Source organism: Mycobacterium sp. (assembly GCF_052143115.1).
GTDB lineage: Bacteria > Actinomycetota > Actinomycetes > Mycobacteriales > Mycobacteriaceae > Mycobacterium.
Genome location: NZ_JBKQTQ010000243.1, coordinates 1 through 26,517 on the forward strand (window position 1 = coordinate 1; position 26,517 = coordinate 26,517).

The following is a 26,517-nucleotide window of genomic DNA, read 5'->3' on the forward strand; positions in this document are numbered from 1 at the left end:
TATGGGCGACATGCGGCCCCACCGACAGCTCGGCCAACGTGATCGCGCTGATCACGGCTTCGTCGGGCAGATCTGCGGGGTCGTCGATGCGCCCAAGCAGGATCACCGTTGATGTGTCGAGCATCCCCCTCGACGCCGGCTCAGGGGTCACAGCGTTGGATCAATGACGGTGTCGATGTCACGTCGCAGCACGTCGGGTTCAACGCGAGGCAACCCTTTCCTGCGCTCAATGAGTTCGACAGCTCTGGCGCTGCGGCGTGGCAGCGGGCGCAACTCGGCGACCGCGCGCCCGTCCCGGGTGACGATCACACGTTCGCCGCGCTCCACACGGTCCAGGACTTCTCCTCCTCTATTACGGAGGTCGCGCACGGTTACTGACTCCACAGCCGCAGTGTATCACCGGTGAGACAGACAAATCCTGCCTGAACAGGCGCATGTGACAGATTCTGAGTAGCCATCACTTAGAGCGCCGGTGGCGTAGCACTCAGCGAAGAACCCAGCACCGATGCCGTCTTCGCCATCCGCTTGACACATTTGTCAGTAGTCGTGTGCAAAATACTCGACGTGAGCCGATGCACCCGTGACAGCGCCGAAAGCGTCGCCTGCACCAACATCACCCCCATGGCTGATGGTTGGTGCCGCGAGCCCGGCTGCGACGGCTTCACCCGCCCCAGTAGCGCCGAGGCGCCGGCACCCAAGAATGCAAAGTTCTACGGTTCACCCGAGGAGGTCGGCCAAACCGGGTCGCGGCCTGCCAACATCAAGGGGAATCCAGCGACCGTAAAGGTCTGGCCTCAAGCTGGCGCCGCCATCCTCTCCACGCGATAATCAGGGCCGTACGGCGAGACTGCCTAGGACTCAAGCAGTCTCGCGGCGAGGTCGATGACCTCGGCACGACTGCGGGTACCGTGGTCAGCGGCCATGAAATGGTTGCCGATCAGCAAAGAGAAGGCAAGCATGCTCCGGGCCTCGATGTCGTCCTCGTCGGAGCAGAAGGTGCCGAAGAGCTCGCGCAGATACTCCATGCGCTGGTTGTCGACACGTCGCAAGCGCTTGGCAACCGCGGGGTCGCGCCGCGCCCAGTCGCGCACGGCGAGATCGATTGGCAACAGCGTTCGGGAGAAGGTCAGCGCACCCGCCTTGCGCAGCTTGACCCTGGCGTCGCCGCCCTCGCGTTCGACGCGCTCGATAACCTCCCGGGTGCTCATCCGCTCCCAGGAGTCGAGCATCTCCGCGAGCAACGCACTCCGGTCGGAGAAGTGCCCGTAGAAGCCGCCCTTGGTCACCCCAAGGGTTCGCGCGAGGGCCTCGACCCGAACAGCGTCTGGCCCGCCGGCGGCGAGCGCCCGCAGCCCCTCATCGATCCAGCCGTTACGCGGCGTGCGGGTGATGGCGACCATGGTTCATCAGTATCAGGTCCGGGGGTTGACAGCGCCGCTGATGGTGCTACGGTTCAACTATACGGTACCGTATAGTTCGGGGGCGAGCAGCCGCCCTTTCAGACTTAGGCCCACAAGGGAAACCGCATGAAGGTCGGCATGGTGGCGATCCACTATCCGCGGCGCGGCGATCGTCAAGAATTCATCGCGCGTGTTCAACGGGCCGTCGACGTCATGCGGCCGACGCCGGGATGTTTATCCGTTGACTTCTGGGTGACCGCCGCCGGCGACGAGGTGGTCTCGACCGGTCAGTGGGAGTCCGAGACAGCTCTGGCGGCGTCGTTCGCGACCGCGCGAGCCGCCGGAGTGGACTTCGACTACGACGAACGGGAATCCCACCCCCGCAAGATCCTTCGGCTCGTTTCCCCGGAGGAACAGCGATCGCAACCCGACGAATTGAGCTCCGTTACGGCACCGCACCAGCCACAGAGAACCGTTTGACCAACGCGAAGGAGCCCACCATGCCAATGCTCGACGTCTACATCCCCGACGGCGCTTTGACCACCGAAGTCGAAGACGATCTGGTCGCCCGACTCACCGACCTGCTGCTCACCCATGAAGGCGTCAACCCGGAGAACGCCCGGGCCAGGGAGCTGGCATGGGTCTGGGTTCACCGGCCCGCCCGAGTGTTTGTGGCCGGCAAACCGGCGGACCGGCCCCGCTACAAACTCGTGCCGCAGGTTCCTGAGGGACAGTATGACGACCAGCGCCGTGCGGCGATTCTCGCCGATGCCACCGAGGCTGTGCTCGACGCCGAGGAGCAGATGGGCCGCACCCGCGACCCAAACATCGTGTGGGTGTTCCCCACCGAGATCCCCGACGGCACCTGGGGCGGGGCCGGACAGATCGTGCGCCTAGGCGACATCGCCGCGCTCGTCCTCGGATCGCCAGAGAAAGGCCAGTCCTATGCCCAACGGGTGCTGGCGGCCCGCCGCGAAGAGCAAGCTGCGCCCGCCTGATCCCAGCTCCTGCTGTCGAAAGTTGTTTGGATAGCTGCGCACAGCCGAAGGGTTACGAATGAGACTTCCGAACGCAGCACACGAATCTCACCCTTGGCGTATCCGCGAAATCGCACCAGACTTCACTCTGGAAGATGTCTGGGCCCTTCCCGTGCATGGTGGCGCCAAGGACTTCCAAACGGCGCTCGAAATGATGACTTCCTCCGATCCGGCCAACGCGGAGTCCCTCCCCACTCGCGTCCTCTGGGGTGCTCGCGACCGCCTCGGCAGTTGGTTCGGCCTCGGCAGGATTTCGGCCCCGGTCGACAGCGATTCGGATGATGCCGCGGGCAAACTGCCGATTCCGGGTACGAACGAAACCTCACTGACCGACCGACTGCCAGACGATCTGCGCAACACGGCCGGCGATCTGAAGTTCAGGTTCCTGCCTTTCGCGCCGCTGTATCGCACCGACGTCGAATTTGCCGCGGAACTGTCGAACCAGACCGTGCACGGCGTGATGCACCTGGCCTGGGTCGATCAGGGCGAAGGTCGCTACCAATGCCAGATGGCCGTCTACGTCAAGCCACGCGGCCCGCTCGGCAAGGCATACATGGCGCTCATCAAGCTGTTCCGATATTGGGTTGTTTACCCAGCACTCATGCGACAGATCGAACGAACGTGGAATACACGCGTTCCTCAATAGGCCGCGTTCTACGTCGCGCACGCCGAACCCCACCGGCCGCTCATCCGAGCATCGAACGGCCGAGCTTTTCCCAATTTCAGCCGTGACACGCGGATTCGCGTAAGACCCGCCCGCAAAATTGCCCGGTGACCGGGGGCTTATCGCTACACCAATCTTCAGAAACGCGGACGGCGGCAACGGTGTTGACCGCTCTTGTGAATCGCCCCGGCAAGTCAGCTCACTCACTTACATCGATGACAAGTTCGGCGAGAACCTACGTTGCCGTCCCCCGCTCGTCACGCGAGGATGACACGAGGCCAGCCGGCCAGCATAGAAAAACCCTCCACGATTCGAGGGGAAGCTCAGCGGCTGCTTTATGACTGGAAGTGGTTGTCGCTGTTCTTCAATCACGTCAACACCTCGATGTGCAAGCCACCGCCGTACCCGTTCGAGATCCCACCGCCGGTGATCCGCAAGCTGGGTTTCGTGCACCGGCTGATTCGTGAGACTGCCCGGGAACATGCGGCGCAGCGCTGAATCCGGCCCGCCGGAGGGTGTCCTCGTGCCACGATGAAACCGACGCGTCGTGAAAAGAGAATGCCGTGTGTCGTTGGGTCGCATACCTGGGTGCCCCGATCGCGCCCAAGGAACTGCTGCACGACCCTGAGCGGTCGCTGATCGAGCAGAGCCGCCGGCACGCCCCGAACATGGCGATACCCAACGGCGACGGGACCGGGCTGGGCTGGTATGACCACCGCTCCGAGCCGGCGCTGTTTCGCAGCATCGTTCCGGCCTGGGGCGATGAGAACCTGCTCGAGCTTGCCGCCGAGATCCGCAGCCCACTGTTCCTGGCGCATGTGCGGGCCGGAACCGGAACACCAGTGCAGCAGACCAACTGCCACCCGTTTCGCTGGCGCAATTGGCTTTTCGTGCACAACGGCTACGTCGCTGACTACAAACGGCTGCGCCGCGAGCTGCTGTTGGCCGTGCACCGCGACCTGTTCACCAACATCGACGGATCCACCGATTCGGAGGTGCTCTTCCATCTCGCGTTGACCTTCGGTCTGGCCGACGATCCGATCGCCGGGCTGGAGCGGATGGCAGGCTTCGTGGAGGCGACCGCCGCCGCGGCCGGCGTAACCGATCCCGCGCTGCAGATGACGATTGGGGTCAGCGACGGCAACCGCCTCTACGCTGTGCGCTACGCCAGCGGCGCGGAGGTCAACACCCTGTTCGTCAGCGAAGACGCCACGTCGCTGCGGATGCTGTATCCGGAAAACGAGCGGTTCTCGCATTTCAACCACGGGGCACGCGCGGTGGTCTCCGAGCCACTGGTCGACCTGCCCGGCATGTGGCGAGAAGTTCCCGCTGGGAGCGCGCTGGTCATCGGCGACGACATTGAGGAACAAGGCTTTCAGCCGATCAGCCCGGCCATGACCTGATGGTGTGACTTCTCCGACGGCTGGGAAGCCGTCGGCTTCTTTTCACGCGGCTTGCGGGTGAAGGGCCAGTCCAGCCCGTAGGAGGTTGCGTGCGGCGTGTTCGTCGGCCTGCGTCGGTCCATGACGACACGCTTGGCAGGCGAATTCCGCTTGGGTGACGCGGTTCTCCGGTGCTGCGTATCCACATGCCTCGCAGCGGTCGGAGGTGTGCCGGGGATCCACCTCAATCCAGGTGCGCCCAGCTTCTTCCGCTTTGGCGCGCAGAATCGAGACGAACCGGCCCCAGCCGGCGTCACTGATACTTCTTGAAAGGCCTCGTTTGGCGGCTGCCCCGTTCGCGAGGAACTGCCCCGGGTTGTCGGGATCAGCGACGGGTTTAGCCCGCCGCAGCATGTTGACGATCTGTAGGTCCTCCACCACCAGAAGGTCGTAGCGTGCGACGAGGTGGCAGGCTTGTTTGTGGTGAAAATCCTTGCGCTGGTTAGCGATCTTGCGATGCCGCGCAGCGACGGTCTCGCGCTTGCGGTCCCGGTTCTTCGATCGCCGCTTGGCTTGCTGTAGTCGCTGCTGCGCGCCGGCCAGCCGGTCCGCCGCGGCGCGTCCCCAGCGGGGATTGTCGATGTGTGCCCCGTCGCTGGTGGTGGCGAAACTGACGATGCCGACATCGATGCCGACCTGGCGGCCGGTCGCCGGCAGCCGATTGATCGGGACGTCATCACACGACAGCACCAGCATCCAGCGCCGACCGGCGCGCTTGATCTGGATCGTCTTCACCCGCCCCACCACCGGGCGGTGCAGATGAAGCTTGACCTGGCCGATGCCCTGCAGATACACCCGCCGCTGCTCAGGCAGCCAACGTGCGCCGTCCCCATCTTTAGGCCACTCCACCGAATCGAACCGGGCTGCACTCTTAAACCGCGGATACCCCGCTTTCTCACCGCGCTTGACCCGGCGGAAGAACCCCGCGAACGCCTTATTCAGCCGACGCAGCGTGGCCTGCTGACTGGAAAACGACCACACCGCTTGGTCCGTCCGTGCCGAACGGATCTCGGTCAGCTGCGCCGACTGGTCGCCGTAGTTGATTCGGGTCTTGCTGTGCGACCACGCATCCCGGCGCTCCTGTAACGCCGCGTTGTACAGCTCCCGATGCGCTTCCACACACGCCGCCAACGCCACGTGCTGCCGCGCGGTCGGGCGCAACCGGAACACGTACGCCCGTCTCATGACGCCACCGCATCCCACTGGTGTTCGATGTAGCGACGCACCGTCGACTCCGAGACGTAGCCGACCGAGGCGGCGAAGTACGACGGCGACCACAACACCTTGGCCCGATTCCGTAGGTACGGGAACTCAGCGCGCAGCACCCGCGCGGTGCGGCCTTTGAACGCCCGCACCACTTGCGCTGGCGCGTCGGTCGGGCCAACGCAGACGAACAGGTGCACGTGATCGGGCATGACTTCCTTGGCCACGATCTGCCGGCCGTGCTCGTTGGCGATCTGCTCCAGCAGTTCGCCACAACGGGCCGCTACGCGGCCACCCAAAATCCGACGCCGGTACTTCGGGCACCACACCAGGTGCAACCCAAGCGAGCAGACCCCACCCGGGCTGCGGCGAAACCGGCGCTCCGACATACCGCGCACCCTACGAGACAGAACCGACAAAACCCGCGAACCGACGCTGTTCGCTTGCCCGGATTCCCCCGACGGCTAAAGCCGCCGGTCCCCTCGGGGCGCACTGATGGCAGGACGAAGCCCGCACCTTCGCCACTCGTGATCCGTCGGGAACCGACTATGTCTACCTGTGGGTGGACGGCATCCACCTGAAAGTGCGTCTCGAGCAGGAGAAGCTGTGTCTGTTGGTGATGATCGGGGTGCGAACCGATGGTCGCAAGGAACTCGTGGCGCTCGCCGACGGCTATCGCGAATCCACCGAGTCTTGGGCGGATCTGCTGCGCGATTGTCGCCGGCGCGGGATGACCGCGCCGGTGCTGGCCGTCGGTGACGGGGCGCTCGGGTTCTGTGCCGCGTTGCGCGAGGTGTTCCCCGCAACCCGAGAGCAGCGATGCTGGTGGCACAAGCAGGCCAACGTCCTTGCCGCGCTGCGGAAATCAGCACATCCGGGTGCATTGGCAGCGCTGAGGGAGATCTATAACGCCGAGGATATCGACAAGGCTCAGGTCGCGATCAAAGCGTTCGAGATCGACTACGGCGCCAAATACCCGAAGGCGGTCGCCAAGATCGTCGACGACACCGACGTGCTGCTCGAGTTCTACAAGTATCCCGCCGAGCACTGGATTCACCTCAGGACGACTAACCCGATCGAAAGTACTTTCGCCACAGTGCGTTTGAGAACGAACGTCACCAAGGGGCCCGGATCGCGCTCAGCCGGGCTGGCGATGGCCTACAAGCTGATCGAGGCCGCACAGACCCGCTGGCGCGCGGTCAACGCACCACACCTGGTCGCACTCGTCCGCGCCGGAGCCACCTTCCACAAGGGCAAACTGCTGGAACGTCCCACCGAAATCATCCCGACCGAACCTGCCGGATCAGCCGCGAGGGAAGCCGCCTGAACTCGCGCCGAGTTGTACGGCCGCAACGCCGTCTGTTTCGCCGCCACGCTTTGACCTCCGTCACTCACGATGCTGCCGAACATCGCCCAAGCTGCCACCTTAGGCCCCCGTAGACTCCGGCGACATGGCTGATGTTCCGCTAGACACGCAAGAGCGCCTTGAGCTCTGTGATCTCCTCGACGAACTCGGCCCTTCCGTTCCTACACTGCTCGAGGGCTGGACTGCTCACGATCTCGCCGCCCACATCGTGTTGCGAGAACGCGATCTCGTTGCTGGCCCTTGCATCGTTCTACCTGATCCCTTCCAACGGTTCGCCGAGCGGCGCAGGGCCAGATTGGCCCAGAGCAAGGACTTCACGTGGCTCGTCGCGCGGATCCGGTCCGGCCCACCCATCGGGTTCTTCCGCATCGGATGGGTCCGCGCCTTGGCGAATCTAAACGAGTTCTTTGTTCATCACGAGGACGTTCGCAGAGCCAATAGACAAGGGCCCCGTAGCCTCACGCCTGCAATGGAAGCTGCCTTGTGGCGAAACGTTCGCCGCGGCAGCCACTACCTGAGTCGGCGGCTTCACGCTTGCGGGCTCGAGATTGAGCGGGCCGGAACCGACGAGCGGGTGACGGTTCAACCAGGCGAACCGACGGCTCGACTCAGCGGTCCGCCGGGCGAACTCCTCCTATACGTCTTTGGGCGCCAAGCTGCAGCGCAGGTCGAAGTGAGCGGACCACCGGAGGCCGTTGCGGCGGTGCATCGAACGCACTTCGGCATGTGAGTCCATCGCCCGCTTCGATCCAGAGGTCTTGACAATATCTCTGAGGGTGTCGGCCGGATTGCGTCCGCGTTTCCACCGAAACATCCACCGCGACGTGCGCGTGCTGGGAGGATAGCGGGCACCGTTGGTGAATTTTGCGCCCTCATTTCAGGAGCGTCCGAGAACCGCGGGGAGGCAACATTGGCCACAGTTGATAAGCGCAGAGCCACCCGCCGCGGGGCTGTATCAGCCGCTTTGCACGATCGGATCGCTGCTCGTCGGACTATCGCCGACCAGACGATCTCGTTGGCCCACCTGCTCGGCCGTCGCGTCCTCGACGCCGCCGGAAGCCGCGTCGGCAAGGTCAGCGACCTCGTGGTCCGTTGGGACGCCAATGTCACGTATCCACCAGTCGTCGGGATCCTCGTTGGCGTAGGCAGGCTGTTCGCGTTCGTTGATCTGCAAGACGTGACGTCGACCCAGACTGGAGCACGCCTGCGATCCGAGCAGCAGACGGTGTCGCGACCGGTTCGGGGTGAGAGCGAAGTCGCGCTGGCCCGTGACGTCACCGCGGTTCCCGCCATCTCAACAACGAACCTCATCACGAGGCCTGCAACAAGGATGGTGCCCTAGTGACCGACTCTAAGGATCGACCGACGACCTCGAAGTCGGGAATGCCGAGTTGGCTCAAGCGAGTGATCATGTTCGCGATCCTCGGCGCTGTCCTCGTCATCGTGTATTTCATTCTGGCGGCGTTCCTCCCGCGTTGGTGGGCGGAGCGGATAGGCGAGCTGTCCGATAGAGGTTTCGCCCGGGGTATTACGTGGGGTCTGTTCCTTGGCGGACTGTGCACGCTGCTGCCGTTGCTGCTGGTCCTACCTGCCATCCTGTTTCGGCACAAGCGCGGCGGGCGGGTCATCGCCGGCATCGCGGCCCTTCTGGCGCTCCTGTTCGCGTTGCCGAATCTGATGACGCTCAGCATCGTGTTCGGGGGCAACAGCGCCGCGCACGCGGGTGAAAGGATCATGGACGTGGAGGCACCCGGATTCCGCGGCGCCTCCCTGGTCGGGGCGATCATCGCGGCGCTGGTATTCGTTGGGGTGGTCGTGTTGACGACTCAGTACCGACGTCGCGGACGTCAGCTTGCGGAGGCACGCGCACAGTAGACGCCCGCTGCAGCGGGGCCGACCGCACCGAACGGTGGGTTGAATGTTTGTTGTCCCCAACGTGCCCAGCTGTCGCGAGCGGAATAGAAATCAACCGGAATTAAAAGCGAACGGCGGGTTGAACTTTGGGCTTCGACGGCCGTGCTACGGGGGGCTGTTGACCACCGACCCGCTCATGCCAACCCCTCGTCGTTGACGCCCGCCGCGAGCTCTTAGCTTTATACGGTTACCGCACGCCCACCGGTGGTCATGAATTTCGCCAGCGATTCAACCGCGAGGCGGACATCGCTGCTGCCTTGTGGCGGCCGATGGAAGGTTCAAACGGCGGGCGAGATCCGGCCCGCCGACTTGGCGGATGAAGTCCGGGTCGCCACACACCACGAGTTCATCGCGGGCACGGGACAGGCCGACGTAGAGGCGTTCGCGGGAGCGTTCGAACGCAGACTCCTCGTTGACTACGAGCACGACGGCACGTCGTTCGAGCCCCTTGAAGCCGAGGACGTGGCCATAGAAAACCTGGTCGGCATCCCAGAAGCTGTCCCAGTAGGCGGCGTTGCCGGCGGCCTGGCGTTCCTTTTGTTCGGGGTGGCGGGTGCCGGTGGTCAGTAGCGCGACGTCTTCTGGGCGCCATCCCTGCTCCAGGAGCAGCTCGACCTCGTCGTCGCCGGCGTTCATCGCGTCGTCTTGCGAACAGGCCACGAACTTCACCGCGGGCCCTTCGCCGCCGAGGAAGCGCATCGGGTGATCGACGAGCGGTTGGAACGCGTTGGCGATCTGGCGGGTGTTGCGAAGGTTGTGGTCAAGGACCAGTGGCACGAGGGGCACTGGCGGGGAGCCGTGCCGGCTGAAGACGCGCTGACCTTCGTCGGTGAAGACGTAAAGGCCACCGGTTTCGTCGTCCGTCAGGGCCGCCAGCAGCGGGTCCCACCATGCGTCGGCGAAATCCTGGGCCTCGTCGACGACAATCGAATCGAACCGGTGACCGGGGTCGAGTTGCGCTGCCAGATCAGCCATTTGAAGCGGCAGGTCGTGTTCCCAGAACTGTACGGCCTCCTCGGTGCGCACGGATTCGTCGGGCCCTTCGGGTGCTCCCCACAGCACGCCGAGGGCGTGGAACTCGCCGACGTAGGCCAGTTGGTGGCGGCGCCGCCAATTGGCGGTGATGCGCTCCAGGTAGGAGGCCAGGCCGTGGGAGTAGCAGAGCAGGGCCACGCGCTGGCCCTGCGCGGAAAGCCGACGGGCCTGTTCCACCGCGAGAAAGGTCTTGCCGCTGCCCGCCCCCCCGCGGATCTCAACGCGGTTCAGCAGTCGGATGGCGTCGAGGATGACGGCCTGATGTTCGGTGAGCGCGTCGGCGGCGTCCTGACTGGCCAGCGCGCGAGCGACCACGCTTCGTTGCGGCAATCCCCTGCCGCTCAACGCCGTTGAGAGCTGATCGATGCCCTGCAAAGTTAGCAACGGGCGGTCCAACTCCTGTTGGACGAGGACGTGTTTGAGCTTGTCGACGAGCGTCGGGAGGTTGTTGCGGTCGATGACCTTTCACCGCGGGCACTCCGGCAACGCGAAATCGTCGGCGATCTCGGCGTTCGGCAGGACAACCACGTGGTCCCAGCGCAGCCGGCCCTGAGTCCAGCGGTCGTCCTTCTCAATGAATTCGCGCAGCGCATAGCAGGCTTCGCGGGCCTGACGGACCGGATCGATCCTGTGCTCATGGCCGCGTCGCCGCTGCCACCACGTGTCAACGTCGTGCCACACATCGCCGCCCTTGACCTCCAGACAGACAATGCCGGCGCCCTCGATCGCCACGACGAAGTCCACCTCATGGTCCTTGAGGTGATCGGTGACACGCTGGCCGGGAACCACCCGGTCGTTTGGTTGAAGCTGTTCCAGCAGGGTTTGGTAAACATTGCGCTCGGCGGCGTTGGCAAGGCGGGGGGTTTCGTCGGCAGCGATGGTCACGGCAGCAGCCCTGCCACAACGCCGCACAGCTGCTCGACTTGCTCTGCCTGGTCGGCACTGGCCGCTGTCGGCTCCTCGGTTATCCCCACCGCACGATTGAACTACGTCGGGCGGACAGCACGTGGCCTAACCGCTGTCGCGATTTCTTGTCGGTGGCCGGTCGTATTGTTTGCTCCTCAGCGCGATATGAGGGGGAGATCATGCGCGGACGTGGGGTTATTGCGGGATTGCTCGCAACATGCGGAGCCGTGGCGTTGTCGGGTCCGGCTCATGCCGACCAGTACGACTTCATCTCGCAGCTTGACAACGCGGGTTCGATTCCCGTCGTCGGCTCCAAGAGCCGCAGGTGCCACCTTTGGCCGCAAGACCTTACGCGCACCATCCACGGCAGGTTAGATCTCCACCATGGGCGAACATGTCACATTCAAAAGCTCCACGGGCCCGAATCTGGCCGGGACCATCGAGGTGCCGGAAAGGGCGGTGCGCGGCTGGGGCGTGTTTGCGCACGGCTTCACGCTCGGTAAGGACTGCCCTGCCGCGGCCCGGATCTGCAAGCAGCTGACCGCGGACGGCATCGGCATGCTGCGCTTCGATGCGCTGGGTCTCGGTGGATCAGAGGGAGACTGGGGTGACGGGTCGTTCACCGTCAAGGTCGACGACATCGTCAAGGCATGCGAGTTCATGGCCGACCGCGCGACCCCGGCCGACATCCTAGTCGGGCACTCGTGGGGCGGCGCGGCCGTGCTCGCCGCGGCGCGGCACTCGCCAGGCGTGCGGTCGGTTGTCACGGTGGCGGCGCCGGTTGACCCCCGCCACGTCGAGAAGCATTACGACGCAGTGGTCGACCGCTGTTTATCGGAGGGCAGTGCCGAGTGGATGGTTGGTGGGCGCACGCTGACCCTGAAGCGGGCATTCGTCGAGGATGTCCGTGCCGCTCACCTGCACGACAAAATCAAGGGCTTGCGCCTGCCGCTGTTGATCCTGCACTCGCCCACCGACAACACGGTCGGCATCGAGAACGCGAGCGAGATCTTCCGCTTGGCCCGCCACCCGCGCAGCTTCGTCTCGCTCGAGGGCTCCGATCACCTGCTCACCGCCCGCGGCCAAGCCCATCGGGCGGGACGGATCATCGGCGCCTGGGCCGACGCATACCTCGGCGATCCGTAGGGACGACGAGTGACTGTGCTGGTCGCCGGCATCGATTCGTCCACGCAAGCGTGCAAGGTCGTGGTGTGTGATGCCGACACAGGCGCTGTGGTCCGCGAGGGGCGCGCGGGCCACCCGGACGGCACCGAAATCGCCCCGGCAGCATGGGAATCGGCCGCAATGGACGCGATCGCATCCGCGGGTGGGTTCGATGACGTCGACGCGATTGCGGTCGGAGCGCAGCAACACGGCATGGTATGCCTCGACGCGTGCGGTCAGCTGGTGCGGCCCGCGCTGCTGTGGAACGACGTGCGTTCGGCCGACGCCGCGCTCGCGCTTGTCGACGAGCTCGGCGGAACACGCGCGTGGGCGCAGGCCGTCGGTGTCGTGCCGCTCGCCGCGATCACCGTGTCGAAGCTGCGATGGCTCGCCGATAACGAGCCGCACCTTGCCGATCGCACTGCGGCTGTCTGCCTACCGCACGATTGGCTGACGTGGCGGTTGCGCGGCGACACCGGGATCGCGGCGCTGACCACCGATCGCAGCGACGCCAGTGGCACCGGTTACTACGACGCCACAAGCGACGGCTACCGTTTCGACCTCCTCGAGCTGGCCATGCGTGGTCGCCGGCCCGATGTGCCAACCGTGCTCGGCCCGTCGGACCAAAGCATCAGCAGCGGAACGATATTCGGGGCCGGCCTCGGCGACAACGCGGCCGCGGCGCTCGGCCTCGGCGCCGAAGAGGGCGATGTGATCGTCTCGGTCGGAACGTCGGGGGTCGTGGCCGCGGTCACCGCCTACCCGGTCCGCGACGATAGCGGTTTCGTAGCCGGATTCGCCGACGGCACCGGGAACTACCTGCCGCTGGTGTGCACGCTCAACGGCGCGCGAGTAATCGATGCGGCCGCCGCAATGCTGCGGGTCGATCACGACGAGCTGTCCCGACTTGCGTTGTCGGCACCGCCGGGCAGCGAAGGCCTGGTGCTGGTGCCGTATTTGGAAGGTGAACGAACTCCCAACCGTCCCAACGCGACTGGCGCGTTGCACGGCCTGAGGGTATCGAATGCGACGTCGGCCAACCTGGCCCGCGCCGCGGTGGAAGGGCTGCTGTGCGCGCTAGCCGACGGCCTTGCACAACTCACCGGGCATGGCATCGTTGCACGCCGGGTTCTGCTGGTCGGCGGCGGCGCCCGATCGCGGGCACTTCGCGAGATAGCACCCTCGGTGTTCGGGATGCCGGTGCTGGCGCCCAGCCCCGCGGAGTACGTCGCACTGGGCGCGGCACGCCAGGCGGCCTGGGCGTTAAGCGGATCGCCCCGACCACCCGCCTGGAAGCCGCCGCCGACCGACGAGTACACCGCCGACCCGGCACCGGCCGTGCTGGAACGCTATGCGCAAGTGCGCGACCTGACCGAAGGCGCACGGCATTAACCGCCGATCAGCTCCGCGGCCCGCTCGGCGATCGCGTAGACCGTCGCGGCCGTGTTGGCCGACGGGATCGACGGCATGACGGACCCATCGGCGACCCGCAGGCCGCCGATGCCATGCACCCGTAATTCGTTGTCGACAACCGACATGTTCGTGTCGCCCATCGCGCATGTTCCCACGGGGTGGAAATACGACTGGTACGCGGCCTTCGCGAAGTTACGAAGGGCGTCGTCGTCGGCGCCGGGGGTTGTGCGATCGACCCGGGGTAGGGGTTAGGTCGCGCCTCGCTGCGATTAGACGACGTTCAAGATCGTCGTGGGCCGGCAATCGGAGGTTACGTCCTGTTCGTAGCCGACTTAGCTAGTGCGCCGACTCGCCGCCACCATCCCGCCGCGCGCCGCGACAAAACCCTCGAAAAGCTGATTCACGTCGCTGCAACCGGCCATGACCAGGTCTTATTCGGTGGGGCGGGCGGGGCTCGAACCCGCGACCAACGGATTATGAGTCCGCCGGCTGCGAGGGGAACTCGACGGCGCGTCGGCGCGCTTCGTGTGACTGGAGGTACGAGAAGCGCAGCGGCGCCCGCTCGGCGCGATGGTCGCGTTGACAAATCCGGCGTGGCTGGCGTCCCACGCTGCGAATCCGGACCGGTTTGATGCGATCCGCTCAGCGCGGGGGATGTCGAAGAACGGGGACTCAGGTGACGTCATGACCGACGTTCATTTTCTTACGTGGTTATCTGCTCGCGCAGCCGCTTTCGCAGCCCGGTCGCACGAACTGCTCTGCGTGCAAGCGCAGCTCGAAGCGCATCCACAGACCCGACCACTCGAACCTTCTCTTTGGCCCGGGTCACCGCCGTGTAGAACAGCTCGCGGGTCAGCAAGCGCGAATCCTGGGGCGGCATCAGCACCGTCACCTCGTCGGCCTGGCTGCCCTGGCTCTTGTGAATCGTCATGGCATACATGGTCTGGACGTCGGAGAGCCGGCTGGTCGCGAAGTCCAACGGCCCGGCCGACCCGGCGATCACGGCCCGCAAGCCGTCATCGCGAACGACGACAACACCGGTGTCACCGTTGTAGATGCCCAGCCCGTAGTCATTGGCGGTCGCCAACAACGGCCGCCCGGCGTACCACGGTGACCACACCGGTTCGCCGGTCTCCTCGGTGAGCCAGCGCTGCACCTGCCGGTTCCAATGCGCAACCCCGTAGGGCCCGTCGCGGTGCGCGCAGAGCAGCCGATGCTCGTCGAGCGTCCTCAACGCCATCGGCCCGGCCCCAAGCACCGCGGCTTCCCGTACCCGTAGCGCATGGGGAAGCAGCACGGCACGCAATTGCTCGGTCGGGTCCTCGTCGTCGACCCACTCGATGTGCTCGCCACCGGCCCGCAGCAGCTCGACCGCCCGGTCGCCGTCGCCGACCCGGATGGCGTCGGCCAGGGCACCGATCGATTCGCCGAAGCGGCGCGAGGTGCGCAGTGCGGCTACCCGCACATCCTGGCGTGCTGAGAGGCCGTCGACCAGATCGGCAAGCACCGCACCGGCTTCCACCGAGGCCAGCTGGTCGGGGTCGCCCACCAAAATCAGCCGGGTAGTCGGTCGCACGGCTTCGAGCAGCCGGGCCATCATCGTCAGCGACACCATCGACGTCTCGTCGACGACGATCACGTCGTGCGGCAGCCTGTTGCCGCGATTGTGCTTGAACCGCACTGACGTATCGGGGCGACTGCCGAGCAGCCGGTGCAGGGTCGTCGCCTGCAGGCCGGTCAGCCGGGCTTGGTCCACCGTATCGAGCTTGGCGACCTCGGTGGCCACCGCCTCGCCCAGCCGCGCAGCCGCCTTACCGGTGGGCGCCGCCAACGCGATCCGGGGCCGCGGCGCGCCCCTCTGCTCCGCCTGCTCGACCATCAACGCCAGCAACCGGGCGACCGTGGTGGTCTTGCCGGTGCCAGGTCCACCAGTCAGCACGGTAACCGCTTGCGACAGCGCGATTTCCGTCGCTTCGCGCTGCTCGTCAAAACCCGGCGGGAAAAGTCGCTTGTATGCGGGCAGGTCGGTTCTCCCTCCGGATACCGACAGCGCGAGCAGATCAGCGCACACCTGCTGCTCCTCGCGCCAGTAGCGATCGAGGTAGAGCAGCCGATCGCCGTAAAGCCGCAGCACTGGCGGTTCACTAGCCAGCGTTGACGCGCGCACGGCCGCCAGCCACGACGCGGGCTCGGGCCACGGAAGCTCGGGACAATCGGAGTCGGAGGCCACCGTCTGCAGATCGACGCATACCGAACCACCGCGCAGCGCCCGCACTGCCAGCGCCACCGCCAGCGCCACCGACTCGTCAGGCTCGGCGCTCAACGCGGTCAACCGTTGGGCAACATGTACATCGGCGATGTCCAGCACGCCGGCTTCGTTGAACTCCCGCAGCACACCCGTTGCGCCGACGGCCACTTCGACATCAGCCACCGTCATGCCGCCGGCCGTCCTTCGTCGAGCAGATCCGACAATGCCACCACCAGATCAACCGGCGGCGCCCAGCTGAACACCCCGCACGGCTGCCCGTCGATTTCCGGCGTCGACGGCCCGCACATGCCGCGAACGAACAGGTACAACACACCGCCCAGATGCCGTGCAGGGTCGTAGTCGGGCTGGCGCCAGCGCAGAAACCGATGCAGCACAGCCACATACAACAATGCCTGCAGTGGATAGTCGGAGTGCAGCATCGCCTCACGCAACCGATCGGGGCTGTAATCGGCCGCGGAGTCGCCCAAGTAATTTGTTTTGTAGTCGACCACCAGATAGCGCTGCGTCGACAACCGCAAGACGACGTCGATCGAGCCTGACAGATAACCGCGCAGCGGCTGCCCACCCAACCCCTGCGACGTCAGCCGGTCGGCCAACGGCGCCACCGGGTCATCGGCGGGCAGATAGGACCGCAACAAGTCCCCCACATCCAAGAGCCGGATGTCCGGGACGTCACCGCGGATGTCGCCGCCGGCCAACGGGATCTCGAAGTCCAACTCCCGCAACCTGTCCCGCGGACCGATCTGGCGCAGCGTCAACCCGGACGCCAGCGGGCCCAGCGGGGTGTCATGCATCGGGATCATCGCAGAAGCCAGCACCGCCGCGTCGACGTCAACCGGCCACCAACCCATATGCGCCCCCACCTGCTCCTCGAGCTCGCGGGCGAGTTCGGCGGCCGACGGGTCGGCGGTCTCCAGCACCGCGTGCACCAGCGATCCGAACGCGGCCCCGCCCGGCAGGTCGCCCATTGGCGACCGTACGTCCGCGCCCACCACCGGAGCCTCCGCGACGGCGACCACCTCGGTCTCGTCATCGCGTGCGCTGACTTCCGGCTCGCTCGTCACACCGACATCGTCGGCGCTGCGGATGAGCGCCGAATACGAGGTGCGACGCCAGGTCGTGTCTATCGACCGGTGGAAGTGACGGACATCGAAGTGCCCCAACGGCAACTCGGCGCGACCGGTCGTTGCTACCTCGATCACCGAATCCTCAACCACCAGGCCGCCCGCCGACTCCCAGCGCTTGAACACCGCCCACGCATCGTCGTCGGAAATGTTGGGCTCGCAATGGAAGGGCACTTCGGCGTCACCGGCTTGACGCTCGCGCAGCAGCCGCGACAAACCGCCGTTGACCTCATCGCGGGTCGGTGCCCACCACGCCACCACCTGCGACTGCGCCCGCGTCAGGGCGACATAGGTCAGCCGGATGTTGTCGCGGGCGGCTTCCTGCCGATTCAACTCCTCGACCTGGCGGCGGTTCGGGCCCCTCTTGCCGCCGATATACAGGCACCGGGTCTCATCCTCCTCGTGGTAAAGCAGGATGTCGTCAGTTCGGACGTAGCGGTTGAACGCAAACGGCAGATACACGATCGGAAACTGCAGCCCCTTGGCCACAAACACCGTCATGATCTGCACGGCGGCTGCATCGCTGTCGAGGCGGCGTCTGCGCTCGGTTGCGCCGTTGCGTTCATCGCACTGCCGGCGCAGCCAGTCCCGCAGAGCCGGCAGACCTAACCGCTCCTGGTGGGCGGTTTCCTGCAGCAGCTGCGTGATATGCGCGAGGTCGGTCATGTGCCGCGCACCGCCGTGTTGGCTGAGCACGCGGCGGCCCATGCCCTGCACTTTCGCGGCCTCGAACACCGCGCTCACCCCGCGTAACCGGGCGTGATCGGCCCACTCACGCAGCGTCATTGCGACCCGATCGGTAAGCGTGTCACCCTCGGCAACAAGCGTTTCCGCGGTCTCACCGAAGAACATCGTGCACGCCGCCGCGCGTACCAGCCCGCTGCGATGCGTCTGGTCGAACGCCTCCAGCAGACACAGCCAGTCTTTGGCCGCTTGCGAGTCGAAGACGTCGCTGTCGCCGGTATAGACCACCGGGATACCGGCCTGCGCCAACGCGTCACGACACGCACGGGCATCCTGGTGCTGCTCGACGATGATCGCGATGTCGCCAGCCTGCACCCGCTTGCCGGCGTAGGTAGCGCCGCTGTTGACTAGCCCGCCGATGTCAGCGGCCAGGTCCGCGGGAATGTGGTTGCGCAACCGATCGATCGGCACGTTATCGGTGTCGAGGCAGCCGACCGTGGGTCGTTTGACCACCCGCAGCCGGAACGGCTCGTTGTGCGGCGCCCCGGCCAGTCGATGTCCGTCGTGCTCAGCATCGACGTCGTACACCACGATGTCGGGATGTCCGAGTTCGGCGCCGCCCATCACCGTTTGCAGGCTCTGTACCAACACCTTGTCGCTGCGCCAGTTGGTTCCGAGGGTGCGCTGGTCGTCGGCGCCGCGGGCCGCCTTCAGGTAGGTGTGGATGTCTCCGCCGCGGAATCCATAGACCGCCTGCTTCGGGTCGCCGATCAGGATCAATGTGGAGTGGCCGCTAAACGCCTTCTCGATCACCTTCCACTGGATCGGGTCGGTGTCCTGGAACTCGTCGACCAGCACCACACGCCAGTGCTGCTTCATCCGTTGACCGGCCGGTGAGTCTTGTGGGGCAAGGGCTTTGGCGAGCCGGTCAAGCAGGTCGTCGTATCCAAGAATGCTTTCACGACGTTTGCGGCGGTCGACTTCGTCGAGGACATCCCGCGCGAACCGCAGCCGCACGTCCGCGGCGGAATCCGGGTCTGGTTCCTCGGGCCGCAGCCCAGCGCACGGGTCGCCGACAACCGCCTTGGCCATCGTGAACGCGTCCTTGCGAGTCAACGCCGGGGCGGCCTCTTGCTGTCCGAAGTGCGCGAGGTAGCGGTCGTCGACGATCTCGCCCACCAGATCGTCCAGATTCTCCACCAGAGCGACACCGGCATCCGTATCACCGGCCACGCCAAGCGATTTCAATACCAGCGAACAGAACTGGTGGATGGTGATGATTGTCGCTTCGTCGAAGCCGGCCAATGCATCACGCAGCCGTCCTCGTTGTTTGAGACCAACCTCCTCGGTGGTATTAAGCAGGTGCACTTCCAGGTCGTTGCCCGGCTCACGGCGACCCTCGAGGACCGCCAACGCGCCGACGATCTGGCCGCGCACCCGCTCCCGCAGCTCGCGGCTGGCCACCCGCCCGAAGGTGATCATCAGCATTTGGTCAAGGGAGGCTTTGCCTTCGGCCAAGTAGCGGGTGGCCAGGCCAGCCAGTGCGAACGTTTTTCCGGTTCCTGCGCTGGCCTCTAAAACCGTGGTGGAATGTTCGGCGGGCAGCGGACCGAGCAGGTCGAACCGTTGCATCACCACGCCGACCTTTCGTCGGTCAGCAGTGGCAGCCACAGCCGCATGGCCAACGCACCCAGCCTGGTGTCCTCTCCGCTGACTTCCTCGCCGGGGCGTGGTTCACCGAGGAGCTTCTCCAGCGGCGCGTTTCTGCCCCAGACCTTGCAGTGCGCAGGCTCGTCGTTTTCGCCGGCGTGGAAGCTGCTGGTCTTCCACTTGTCTTGCGCCGCTTCGACTGGATCGTCATCGTCGCGGCGGGCTTCGGCCCACGCACACGACGTCTTCAACGGCAAGGTGAGTGGTTCCCGACGGCCCGTGTCGTAGAGCGCCACCAGGTCTTTAAGCACGTCGAGCGGCTTGCGGGGGGCCTGGAAGAGCCGCGTGGCGATCCGGTTGCGGCTCTTGCCACGTCCGATGCATAGCGCGGTCCACTCAGTTTTGGGCTGCTGTGCCGCCAACGCCACCAGCGCAATCCACGCATGCAGCACGTGCGTCGCAGCGAGCTTCGAATACGTCACCGACACCGTGCGCGCACCGAACACCGGCGAAACCGTGCCAGTCAATCGCCGACCACCGCCGAGATCGACGTCGACGTCATAGGCGGCCGGGTCGACCTGCCGATGCTCCAATGCCGCCTCAGCGAGCTGGCGCGCCGAGTCGCGGATGTCACACGCAACCCGCATGCCGATCCGCCCGGGAGGCAGCGTGCCGCGTCGCCACTCGGCGTGTGCGGCGGCCTCGGGATGCATACCGCGCAACATGTCGTGCAGCATCCGATCGCCGACGATCCACTGCTCCAAGTTGTCGATCTCCACGGGCATGGCGTCTTCGACGCTATCGACATCCCAGGGCAGCGTGTAGTCCAGCGCTTTGAAGAAGCCCTTGACCGGGTGCTTGAAAAACGCCAGGAGATTGGCAAGTTCGATATCTCCGGCCGGCGGCGGCAGCGGGGTCGTGAAGAACTCCGGGGGCTCGGTGCGCTTACCTGCGGCGGCTTCTGCCGCGGCGAGCGCGGTCGGGTCGAAGGTGAACGGCTTGCCGGGTACGCCGAGCGCGCCGGGCGTGACGTTCTTGCGGTCGAACGGCTGCAGCGGGTGATGGGTGACGATGCGTTGACGTACAGGCGATTCCGTCGTCTGGTCCAGCGCGTCGAGCAGCTCGGCCAGCGGCACCGCGGGAGGCCGTGGATGCCCGGTGTGCTCGTCGGAGCCGGTGTAGGTGATCACCAGCGTTTCGCCAGCGGCGCATACCGCGTCGAGCAGCAATTGCCGGTCTTCCGAACGGATGTCGCGTTCGCCGGTCATTGGGCAACGGGCGAGCGCGTCGTCTCCGTCGACAACGTCGATCCGGGGAAAGACCCCGTCATCGAGGCCGACCAGACAGATCACGCGGTGCGGAACCGAGCGCATCGGCACCATCGTGCAGACCGTGAGCGTGCCGGTACGGAAGTTGGCTCGGGTGGGTCGCCCGGCCAGATGCCCGCTCAGCAAGGCGCGCACATCCGGCAACCGGAGCTCCGTATCAGTGTGAGAACCGGCCTGAGTCAACACTTCTGAGAATTCTCGCTGCAGTTGGCCCTCTTGCCAGGCGTCGTTGGGCCCGACCCGGGTCAGCTGTGCGACGCTGTCGGTGAGTGCTTCGATCCAGTCGCTGAGTGGGCGCGTTCCGGTGAGGGCATCTGCCGCGGACTGTAGCCGGGCGACGAACTCGGCGAGCCGACCGGCCAACTCGATTCGGTTGCTGCCGACGTCGTCGAGCGGCAGCGCGGTGTCCAGCCACGCTTGGGAGTCATCCGACATCGCCACTCCGGTCAGGATGCGGTCGACGCCGAATTGCCAGGTGTTGTGCAAGATGTGATCGAGCCCGTATGGCTGGCGGTGCTCGGCGTCGAAGCCCCACCGGATATTCGACTCGCGCACCCAGTCGGTGATGGTGTCGAGATGGTCGTCGGTGAACCCGAAGCGGGCTCGTACCGGCGCGGCTTGGGCGAGGTTGAGCACCTGGCTGGCGGTGACGCGACTACCGGCGATGGCGAGCAGTTCCGTGGCCACACCGAGAAGCTGATTGGTCTGGGTTAGCGCGCGATCGGCCAGCTTGACGCGTAGCCGGTGTGCGGGATGCGTGTCGCCGGCCTGTTCACCGAGTCCAAAGTCGGCGACGATCAGCGGCGCGTAGGTCTCGATGTCGGGACACATGACTACGATGTCGCGCGGCTCCAGCGTTGGGTCGTCGGCCAGAAGGCTGAGTAGCACCTCGCGCAGGACGTCGATCTGCCGCGCCGGGCCGTGGCAGCTGTGCACCTGAACGGATCGGTCGCTATCGGGCAACGCGCGGCCTTTAGGCCTGACCGCGTTGGCGGCAATGTCAGACTGCAGCCAGCCCAGCAGTGTGCCGGGTTTAGTTGCGCCGGTGAGGTATTCGTCGGTGGCGGGCTTGGCCGGCAGTCCGCGTTGCAGCTCGCGTAGATCGCGGCCCAGCGTTTCCAGCAGCGGGTGATGGGCTGCCTTCCGACTGGTGTCCTTGACGCGGGCTACCGCGCCGTGGATGTCGGCGAGTGCCTGCCACAGGTCGTCGCTGGGGTGTGGCAGCCACAGGTGCAGATCGTGGTGAGTGGCCAGCGCGTCGAGTAACTCCACCTCTGTGCAGGCCAGCCGGGTGTGCCCGAATAGCGACAGCCTTGCTGGCAGGTCAGTGAGGCCCTCCCGAAGCCGGGCGATCGTTTTTTCGTGCCGGATGTGCGGGGGATCGGCGCGGATCTTGGCCACCAGCGCCCGCCACAATTCCGGCTGCCAGGCCAGGTCGGTGTCCAGGTCTGGTGCACGGCCGTCCAGCCAGTCGACCAGCAGCTGCGGACGCTGCCGGGCGTACGAGGCGAACAGCCCGGCCAGGCGACGCGCCACCGAATACCGCCGGCCGCGGCGCAACTCGGCCTCCGCCTCAGTCCTCTCGAAATGGCCTAAATGTGTTGCCAGCGTACGGTACCACGGCTTATCCAGTGAGCCGTCGATCACCTCGAGCAGCGGCCACGTCATCGCCTCCGGGGACCACGGATCGTCGTCGACCGTGCCGGTGATCTCGGCGATCAGCGAGCCCGGGCTGCGGAAGGCCACTCCCGCGCACACACCATCACTGGCACGACCACGCCCGAGGACATGGGAGAGCCGCTGGCTCAGCCACCGCTCGACGCCGCGCGCGGGTACCAGCACCAGCTCCTCGGCGAACGGGTCGGGCAGCGGGTCGGCCAGCAGGGTGCCGAGCGCGTCGGCCAGCAGATCGGTGCGCTCGGCACGGTGCAGATGAAGCGCCATCGCGGGCCACCATAGACGCCGACACCGACACCGATGGGCAGTTCGGGCAGACCCAAAATGTCGGACATGTGTGCCAGAGTGAGGATGAGCGGCCCATCGCCAGAAGGGAGGGCCATGACCAGCCAGACAGCGTCGCCAGGTCTGACGCCGACGTTCGTCGAGGCCGTGCGATACGCGGCGGAGAAGCACGCCAGATAAAGCGATCGGGTGGGTTTGGGAGTTCGCAATTTTCGCCGTCGGTACCCTGCCTGCAGTGGCAATCGTCGCGATCAGCGAGCTGCGGTTTCGAAGAAATGGTCCGGACGACGCTTGAAGGTGGTTCGGTGAGCGGCGTACCGTGTAGCAGTCTGTTACAGTTGTAGCAGGTTGCTACACGTGGAGGCATCATGGCGAGTACCGCTGATCGAGTGACCCGTGTCGCCGCGGACTTGCTGGACAGCGCGGCCGTTGAGGGAGCGCGACAGAGTCGCTCGGCCAAGCAGCAGCTGGACCACTGGGCGCGGGTGGGACGCGCGGTGTCGAGTCAGCAGACGGCGGCTCGGCGGCGGGTGGAGTCCGCGCTGGCCGGCGATCTGGAATTGGGCGAACTGAGCGTCGAAGAGGGCGTGGTGTTCAACGCTGAGATTGCCGCGGCTGTCCAGGAGAAGCTGGCGGAGTCGAATTACGGGAAGCTGCTGGCCGAGCGCGGAATCACCACCGTCGCCCTCAACGAGGAGGGTGAGATCGTCGAGCACCGCCCTGATGGGACCTCGGTCGTGCTGACCGTGAAACGCCGACCGCCACGACGCAGGAAGGTGAACGTCACGCCCACCCGATGAAGCGGCTCGATCTCGTCGTCGGACCCAATGGTGCTGGCAAGTCGACGTTCGTCGAACTCACGCTGGCGCGGCTGCTGCCTGGCAGCGCCTTCGTCAACGCCGACGAGATCGCCAAACAACGCTGGCCCGATGACCCGGCCTCGCATGCGTATCAGGCCGCACGGGTGGCAGCAGCTACAAGGGCCAAGCTCATCGAGCTGGGCAAGTCGTTCATCGCGGAAAGCGTGTTCTCCCATCCGTCAAAGCTCGAACTGATCGATGCCGCCCGCACTGCGGACTACACGATCGTCCTGCATGTCCTGCTCATCCCTGAGGAGCTGGCGGTAGAGCGGGTCCGGCACCGGGTCAGCGCCGGCGGTCACGATGTGCCCGAGGACAAGATTCGCGAACGGTACCAACGTCTTTGGGCGCTCGTCGCCGCCGAGATCACCCGATGTGATTCCGCGACCGTGTACGACAACAGCGGGCTCAAAGGCCCCCGCATCGTCGCCCAGATGAACGATGGCTACGTCATCGGCTCGCCGGCCTGGCCGGCATGGACCCCTCGCGTCCTGCAATCAGGTTGGAATACATGACCCTTTGCGCAATTGACGCCGATGCTGTGCGGCTCCCAACCGCCGAACCCGTTGACAGACAACAGGCTACGTGAGGACATCGTTAAGGAACTTGACCGGCGCGCCCGAAGCGACACTGACCAACACGGTCGGCGGGTTCGCCCCTCGAGGTCGGACTTATGGGAACTTCAAGTGCGCCTGCTCGACGAAGCCGTTGCCGCCCTGGATCACAGACGAATTCACTTGGCACCAGCCGTTCTTGCATGGCACACCCGAGTAGACCTGTGAGCCATTCTTCAACGTGCCGATCTTGGCACCGCGGACGCCGGTTGCGGGATCCGGAACGTCGTTGTGTGCGATGTTGAACACATCCGCATCCCGCCAATCACGGTGACAAGCCCTTGAAAAGGCGCCGGAGCCACTGGAGCCGGGGGGCTGGCGGCGGCGCCGGCTTACCCAGCACGACGGTGACGACGCTCTGGTCGGCCCCTGAGTCACGGAACATGCCCACGCCGAAGTCCTTATTCGCGCAGTCATGGATGGGGATCCTCTCCTGCTCTACGAGCTCGGATGTCGCCTTGTCTGTGGGATCGTCGCGAACCAGATTCCCGCTCGTGAGGCCCTTGTAGCTGTGCGGGTAGACGTGCAAATAGGCGTCGGGTGCTCCCCTCGCCATCTGCTGCGCGGCGGCTTCAAGTTGGCCTGAATACGTTAGCGCTGGACAGGCCGATTGGGCGCGCGCGCCGTTGACAGCGCCGCGGATCGCGTCGAGTGGATCGGCATGCGCGATCGGCGCCGCAACGCTGGTGGCCAGCGTCAAAGACACTAGTCAAGCCAGCCGTGATGGCTAGAGAGGCAGGTCTACGTCTTCTGGTCATGACGTCTCCTCCGAAGACCAGCCGGTGACGTAGTTGCTGTCGACTGTCGCGATGCTATGGCCGCAAACGCGGTGGAGAAATCAGGGTTTTCCCTACAATCGGTCAACGTCAGCGGCTGCGTCTAATCGGGTCCAGCGCACGGCCCGATGGATGCTGGCTGGGGGTCCCGTTGGAAACACTGGTGGTGGCTATCGTGGTGGCGATCATCCGGTATTTGGTAGTCCGTGGTTTGGTGAGTAGCTGGCTGGTGAGTCCCGGGCAGGGTTCACAGCCGCCTAAATGCAGAAGTTGAAGAGGGATCGTGGCAGATCGACCGCTAGACGCATCTACTCGGCTGGCCGTGGAACGCACACGTCTGGCTAGCGAACGAACGCTGATGGCGTGGATCCGCACCTGTACGTCGTTGATCGCTTTTGGTTTCACGATATTCAAGTTTTTCCAGTATCTAGGGACGGAGGAGCACCGTCGCGCACCGATCGTTAGTCCCTGGGTCGTCGGGGTGGTCATGATCCTCGTTGGCCTTACCGGCCTGACATTGGCCTGGTTTCAGCATCGCCAGGAGATGAAGACACTAGCGGCGGAGGTCGGACCCATGCCGTACTCGATATCCGCAATCATGGCCGGCTTGATCGCCGGCCTGGGTATCCTCGCACTCGTTGTAGTGATCTGGAGGCTGTAGCGCTTCTCGTTTTGATGTGCGGCTGCGCGCGGGCGGCGTGACCAGATTGACTGTCGCCGCATGGAAGTCAGGGGTTGAATGCGGCCAAGATGCGGTGGCACCTGTGGGTCATCTGCTGGGCAGTCTGGTCTGGGTGTTTGAGCCACCAGTCGATCAGTGCCGATACTGCACTCATCCAGATCTCGGCTACCGCAGATTGATCCAATGGATCGATTAGGTCAATCGAGCGCAGCACGGCTGTTACGCCTTGCGTGGCTTGGGCGGCGATCATCGTGCGGTATTTTTTCGCCGCACCGAACGCGCGACTGCCGGGGGGCAGGCTGCGGTCGTAGAGCACGTTCCAGTCGTGCGGACGGGGTTCGAGTGCGGTAAAGATCGCTCGCAAGGTGGCCTCGGCAGTACTCACCGCGTCGACGGGGTTGTCGAGGACTCGTGCGATGGCGGTGGTGATAACCTGCCCCGCCCGGTCGACACACGCGCAATACAACCCCTCTTTGGAGATGAAATACCCGTAGATAAGCGGTTTGGAGATCCCCGCCGCCTGCGCCACGTCGAGCACGGAAATCGCCGCGTAGCCGCGGCGACCGAACTCCGCGGCGGCAACGTCGAGGATCTGCTGTTCACGTTCGGCGCGGGGCACTCCCTTCGTGCCGGCGGGCACTGCCGATGACATTTGAGGCGCAGCGCCAGCAGGTTCACGCCGCGCGAGCTTCGCTCGCCGATCCACCCGCAAACCTCCCACCTGCGATTCGATCACCCCGATTCTTCCGCCGACTCTGCCCTTGTGACCTGGTTGGGTGGGCGTAGCCGACGGTGGACCGAAGCAATGAATTGACTCCATGGTAACTTACTCATTAGTCAATCGGGAACGGGGCGTGCTGGTACGTCTTCAGCCTTGAAGTCGACGTGCACACCAGGCGACTAGCCAAAGTGTCCGTGGTGGGACGCCCGTTCCGGGCTGAAAATGGTGTGGTGGTCGCCTCGTCGACGCCGTGGCTCTATGGTCCTTCGAGGCCGTCGACTAGCCGGGTGTTGGGGATCGCGC

The 26,517-nt window shown here is 65.3% G+C and carries 22 protein-coding genes and 4 pseudogenes; 13 read left to right on the forward strand and 13 right to left on the reverse strand.

Annotated elements, in window-relative coordinates; genetic code table 11:
• Positions 1–147 precede the first annotated feature (147 nt).
• Both ACLQI9_RS23805 and ACLQI9_RS23810 read right to left on the reverse strand, forming a co-directional pair.
• Positions 148–384, reverse strand: a complete 237-nt coding sequence (locus tag ACLQI9_RS23805) for a type II toxin-antitoxin system Phd/YefM family antitoxin (protein WP_442392288.1) — start codon at positions 382–384, stop codon at positions 148–150.
• Positions 385–851: 467 nt separating this feature from the next.
• Complete coding sequence (locus tag ACLQI9_RS23810; RefSeq protein ID WP_442382288.1) at positions 852–1,400, reverse strand: TetR/AcrR family transcriptional regulator; 549 nt, start codon at positions 1,398–1,400, stop codon at positions 852–854.
• 126 nt (positions 1,401–1,526) lie between these two features.
• Here ACLQI9_RS23810 and ACLQI9_RS23815 point away from each other — a divergent pair, with 126 nt between their 5' ends.
• The 5 genes and pseudogenes from ACLQI9_RS23815 (at position 1,527) to ACLQI9_RS23835 (ending at position 4,504) form a co-directional block, all read left to right on the forward strand.
• Positions 1,527–1,880: an antibiotic biosynthesis monooxygenase gene (locus ACLQI9_RS23815; protein WP_442382287.1), complete on the forward strand. Its 354-nt coding sequence runs from the start codon at positions 1,527–1,529 to the stop codon at positions 1,878–1,880.
• A 20-nt stretch (positions 1,881–1,900) separates the two neighbouring features.
• A complete protein-coding gene (locus ACLQI9_RS23820; RefSeq protein ID WP_442382286.1) occupies positions 1,901–2,398 on the forward strand; it encodes a tautomerase family protein in 498 nt (165 codons plus the stop codon).
• A 58-nt stretch (positions 2,399–2,456) separates the two neighbouring features.
• On the forward strand, positions 2,457–3,083 hold the full coding sequence (locus tag ACLQI9_RS23825; RefSeq protein ID WP_442382285.1) for a DUF2867 domain-containing protein: 627 nt from the start codon (positions 2,457–2,459) through the stop codon (positions 3,081–3,083).
• Positions 3,084–3,425: 342 nt separating this feature from the next.
• A pseudogene (locus ACLQI9_RS23830) lies at positions 3,426–3,599 on the forward strand (putative zinc-binding metallopeptidase); the annotation flags it as partial.
• Between the two features lie 65 nt (positions 3,600–3,664).
• Positions 3,665–4,504 (forward strand): class II glutamine amidotransferase, encoded by an 840-nt coding sequence (locus ACLQI9_RS23835; protein ID WP_442382284.1) that lies wholly within the window; start codon positions 3,665–3,667, stop codon positions 4,502–4,504.
• Positions 4,505–4,546: 42 nt separating this feature from the next.
• Here ACLQI9_RS23835 and ACLQI9_RS23840 read toward each other — a convergent pair whose 3' ends face one another.
• Positions 4,547–5,728, reverse strand: a complete 1,182-nt coding sequence (locus ACLQI9_RS23840; RefSeq protein WP_442382283.1) for an RNA-guided endonuclease InsQ/TnpB family protein — start codon at positions 5,726–5,728, stop codon at positions 4,547–4,549.
• A complete protein-coding gene (tnpA, locus tag ACLQI9_RS23845; RefSeq protein ID WP_442382282.1) occupies positions 5,725–6,135 on the reverse strand; it encodes an IS200/IS605 family transposase in 411 nt (136 codons plus the stop codon). The genes ACLQI9_RS23840 and tnpA overlap by 4 nt, the downstream gene beginning before the upstream one ends.
• Positions 6,136–6,242: 107 nt before the next feature.
• Here tnpA and ACLQI9_RS23850 point away from each other — a divergent pair.
• Both ACLQI9_RS23850 and ACLQI9_RS23855 read left to right on the forward strand, forming a co-directional pair.
• Positions 6,243–7,073, forward strand: a pseudogene (locus tag ACLQI9_RS23850) (IS256 family transposase); the annotation flags it as partial.
• 124 nt (positions 7,074–7,197) lie between these two features.
• Positions 7,198–7,842, forward strand: coding sequence for a TIGR03085 family metal-binding protein (locus ACLQI9_RS23855; RefSeq protein ID WP_424395890.1), 645 nt, complete (start codon positions 7,198–7,200; stop codon positions 7,840–7,842).
• Between the two features lie 225 nt (positions 7,843–8,067).
• Here the strand turns inward: ACLQI9_RS23855 and ACLQI9_RS23860 are convergent, their stop codons facing one another.
• Positions 8,068–8,286, reverse strand: a complete 219-nt coding sequence (locus tag ACLQI9_RS23860; protein WP_442392289.1) for a hypothetical protein — start codon at positions 8,284–8,286, stop codon at positions 8,068–8,070.
• Positions 8,287–8,453: 167 nt separating this feature from the next.
• Here ACLQI9_RS23860 and ACLQI9_RS23865 point away from each other — a divergent pair, with 167 nt between their 5' ends.
• Positions 8,454–8,987, forward strand: coding sequence for a permease (locus ACLQI9_RS23865; protein WP_442382280.1), 534 nt, complete (start codon positions 8,454–8,456; stop codon positions 8,985–8,987).
• A gap of 267 nt (positions 8,988–9,254) precedes the next feature.
• Here the strand turns inward: ACLQI9_RS23865 and ACLQI9_RS23870 are convergent.
• Positions 9,255–10,946 (reverse strand): annotated as a pseudogene (locus tag ACLQI9_RS23870) (NERD domain-containing protein).
• Between the two features lie 405 nt (positions 10,947–11,351).
• Here ACLQI9_RS23870 and ACLQI9_RS23875 point away from each other — a divergent pair.
• Positions 11,352–12,113, forward strand: coding sequence for an alpha/beta hydrolase family protein (locus ACLQI9_RS23875; RefSeq protein ID WP_442382279.1), 762 nt, complete (start codon positions 11,352–11,354; stop codon positions 12,111–12,113).
• A 9-nt stretch (positions 12,114–12,122) separates the two neighbouring features.
• On the forward strand, positions 12,123–13,523 hold the full coding sequence (locus tag ACLQI9_RS23880; protein WP_442382278.1) for a xylulokinase: 1,401 nt from the start codon (positions 12,123–12,125) through the stop codon (positions 13,521–13,523).
• Here ACLQI9_RS23880 and ACLQI9_RS23885 read toward each other — a convergent pair.
• From ACLQI9_RS23885 to recC, 4 genes and pseudogenes are all read right to left on the reverse strand, one after another.
• Positions 13,520–13,765, reverse strand: a pseudogene (locus ACLQI9_RS23885) (GMC oxidoreductase); the annotation flags it as partial. The gene ACLQI9_RS23880 and the pseudogene ACLQI9_RS23885 overlap by 4 nt on opposite strands.
• 482 nt (positions 13,766–14,247) lie before the next feature.
• A complete protein-coding gene (gene recD / locus ACLQI9_RS23890; protein ID WP_442392290.1) occupies positions 14,248–15,981 on the reverse strand; it encodes an exodeoxyribonuclease V subunit alpha in 1,734 nt (577 codons plus the stop codon).
• Positions 15,978–19,253, reverse strand: coding sequence for an exodeoxyribonuclease V subunit beta (recB, locus tag ACLQI9_RS23895; protein ID WP_442392295.1), 3,276 nt, complete (start codon positions 19,251–19,253; stop codon positions 15,978–15,980). The genes recD and recB overlap by 4 nt, the downstream gene beginning before the upstream one ends.
• The gene (gene recC / locus ACLQI9_RS23900; RefSeq protein WP_442392291.1) at positions 19,253–22,543 is read right to left on the reverse strand and encodes an exodeoxyribonuclease V subunit gamma; all 3,291 of its coding nucleotides are present in this window, start codon (positions 22,541–22,543) and stop codon (positions 19,253–19,255) included. Before recC ends, recB begins: the two co-directional genes overlap by 1 nt.
• Positions 22,544–22,929: 386 nt before the next feature.
• Between recC and ACLQI9_RS23905 the strand changes: the two genes are divergently transcribed.
• Together ACLQI9_RS23905 and ACLQI9_RS23910 are read left to right on the forward strand one after the other, a co-directional pair.
• On the forward strand, positions 22,930–23,361 hold the full coding sequence (locus ACLQI9_RS23905; protein WP_442375899.1) for a TA system antitoxin ParD family protein: 432 nt from the start codon (positions 22,930–22,932) through the stop codon (positions 23,359–23,361).
• The gene (locus ACLQI9_RS23910) at positions 23,358–23,936 is read left to right on the forward strand and encodes a zeta toxin family protein (RefSeq protein WP_442375898.1); all 579 of its coding nucleotides are present in this window, start codon (positions 23,358–23,360) and stop codon (positions 23,934–23,936) included. The genes ACLQI9_RS23905 and ACLQI9_RS23910 overlap by 4 nt, the downstream gene beginning before the upstream one ends.
• 156 nt (positions 23,937–24,092) lie before the next feature.
• On the opposite strand, the gene ACLQI9_RS23915 is transcribed toward ACLQI9_RS23910, so the two are convergent.
• Both ACLQI9_RS23915 and ACLQI9_RS23920 read right to left on the reverse strand, forming a co-directional pair.
• Positions 24,093–24,284, reverse strand: coding sequence for a hypothetical protein (locus tag ACLQI9_RS23915; RefSeq protein ID WP_442375897.1), 192 nt, complete (start codon positions 24,282–24,284; stop codon positions 24,093–24,095).
• Positions 24,285–24,300: 16 nt separating this feature from the next.
• Positions 24,301–24,735 (reverse strand): CAP domain-containing protein, encoded by a 435-nt coding sequence (locus ACLQI9_RS23920; protein ID WP_442392292.1) that lies wholly within the window; start codon positions 24,733–24,735, stop codon positions 24,301–24,303.
• A 398-nt stretch (positions 24,736–25,133) separates the two neighbouring features.
• On the opposite strand from ACLQI9_RS23920, the gene ACLQI9_RS23925 reads away from it, so the two are divergent.
• A complete protein-coding gene (locus tag ACLQI9_RS23925; RefSeq protein WP_442392293.1) occupies positions 25,134–25,472 on the forward strand; it encodes a YidH family protein in 339 nt (112 codons plus the stop codon).
• Positions 25,473–25,539: 67 nt separating this feature from the next.
• Here the strand turns inward: ACLQI9_RS23925 and ACLQI9_RS23930 are convergent, their stop codons facing one another.
• Positions 25,540–26,133, reverse strand: a complete 594-nt coding sequence (locus ACLQI9_RS23930; protein WP_442392294.1) for a TetR/AcrR family transcriptional regulator — start codon at positions 26,131–26,133, stop codon at positions 25,540–25,542.
• Between the last annotated feature and the right edge of the window lie 384 nt (positions 26,134–26,517).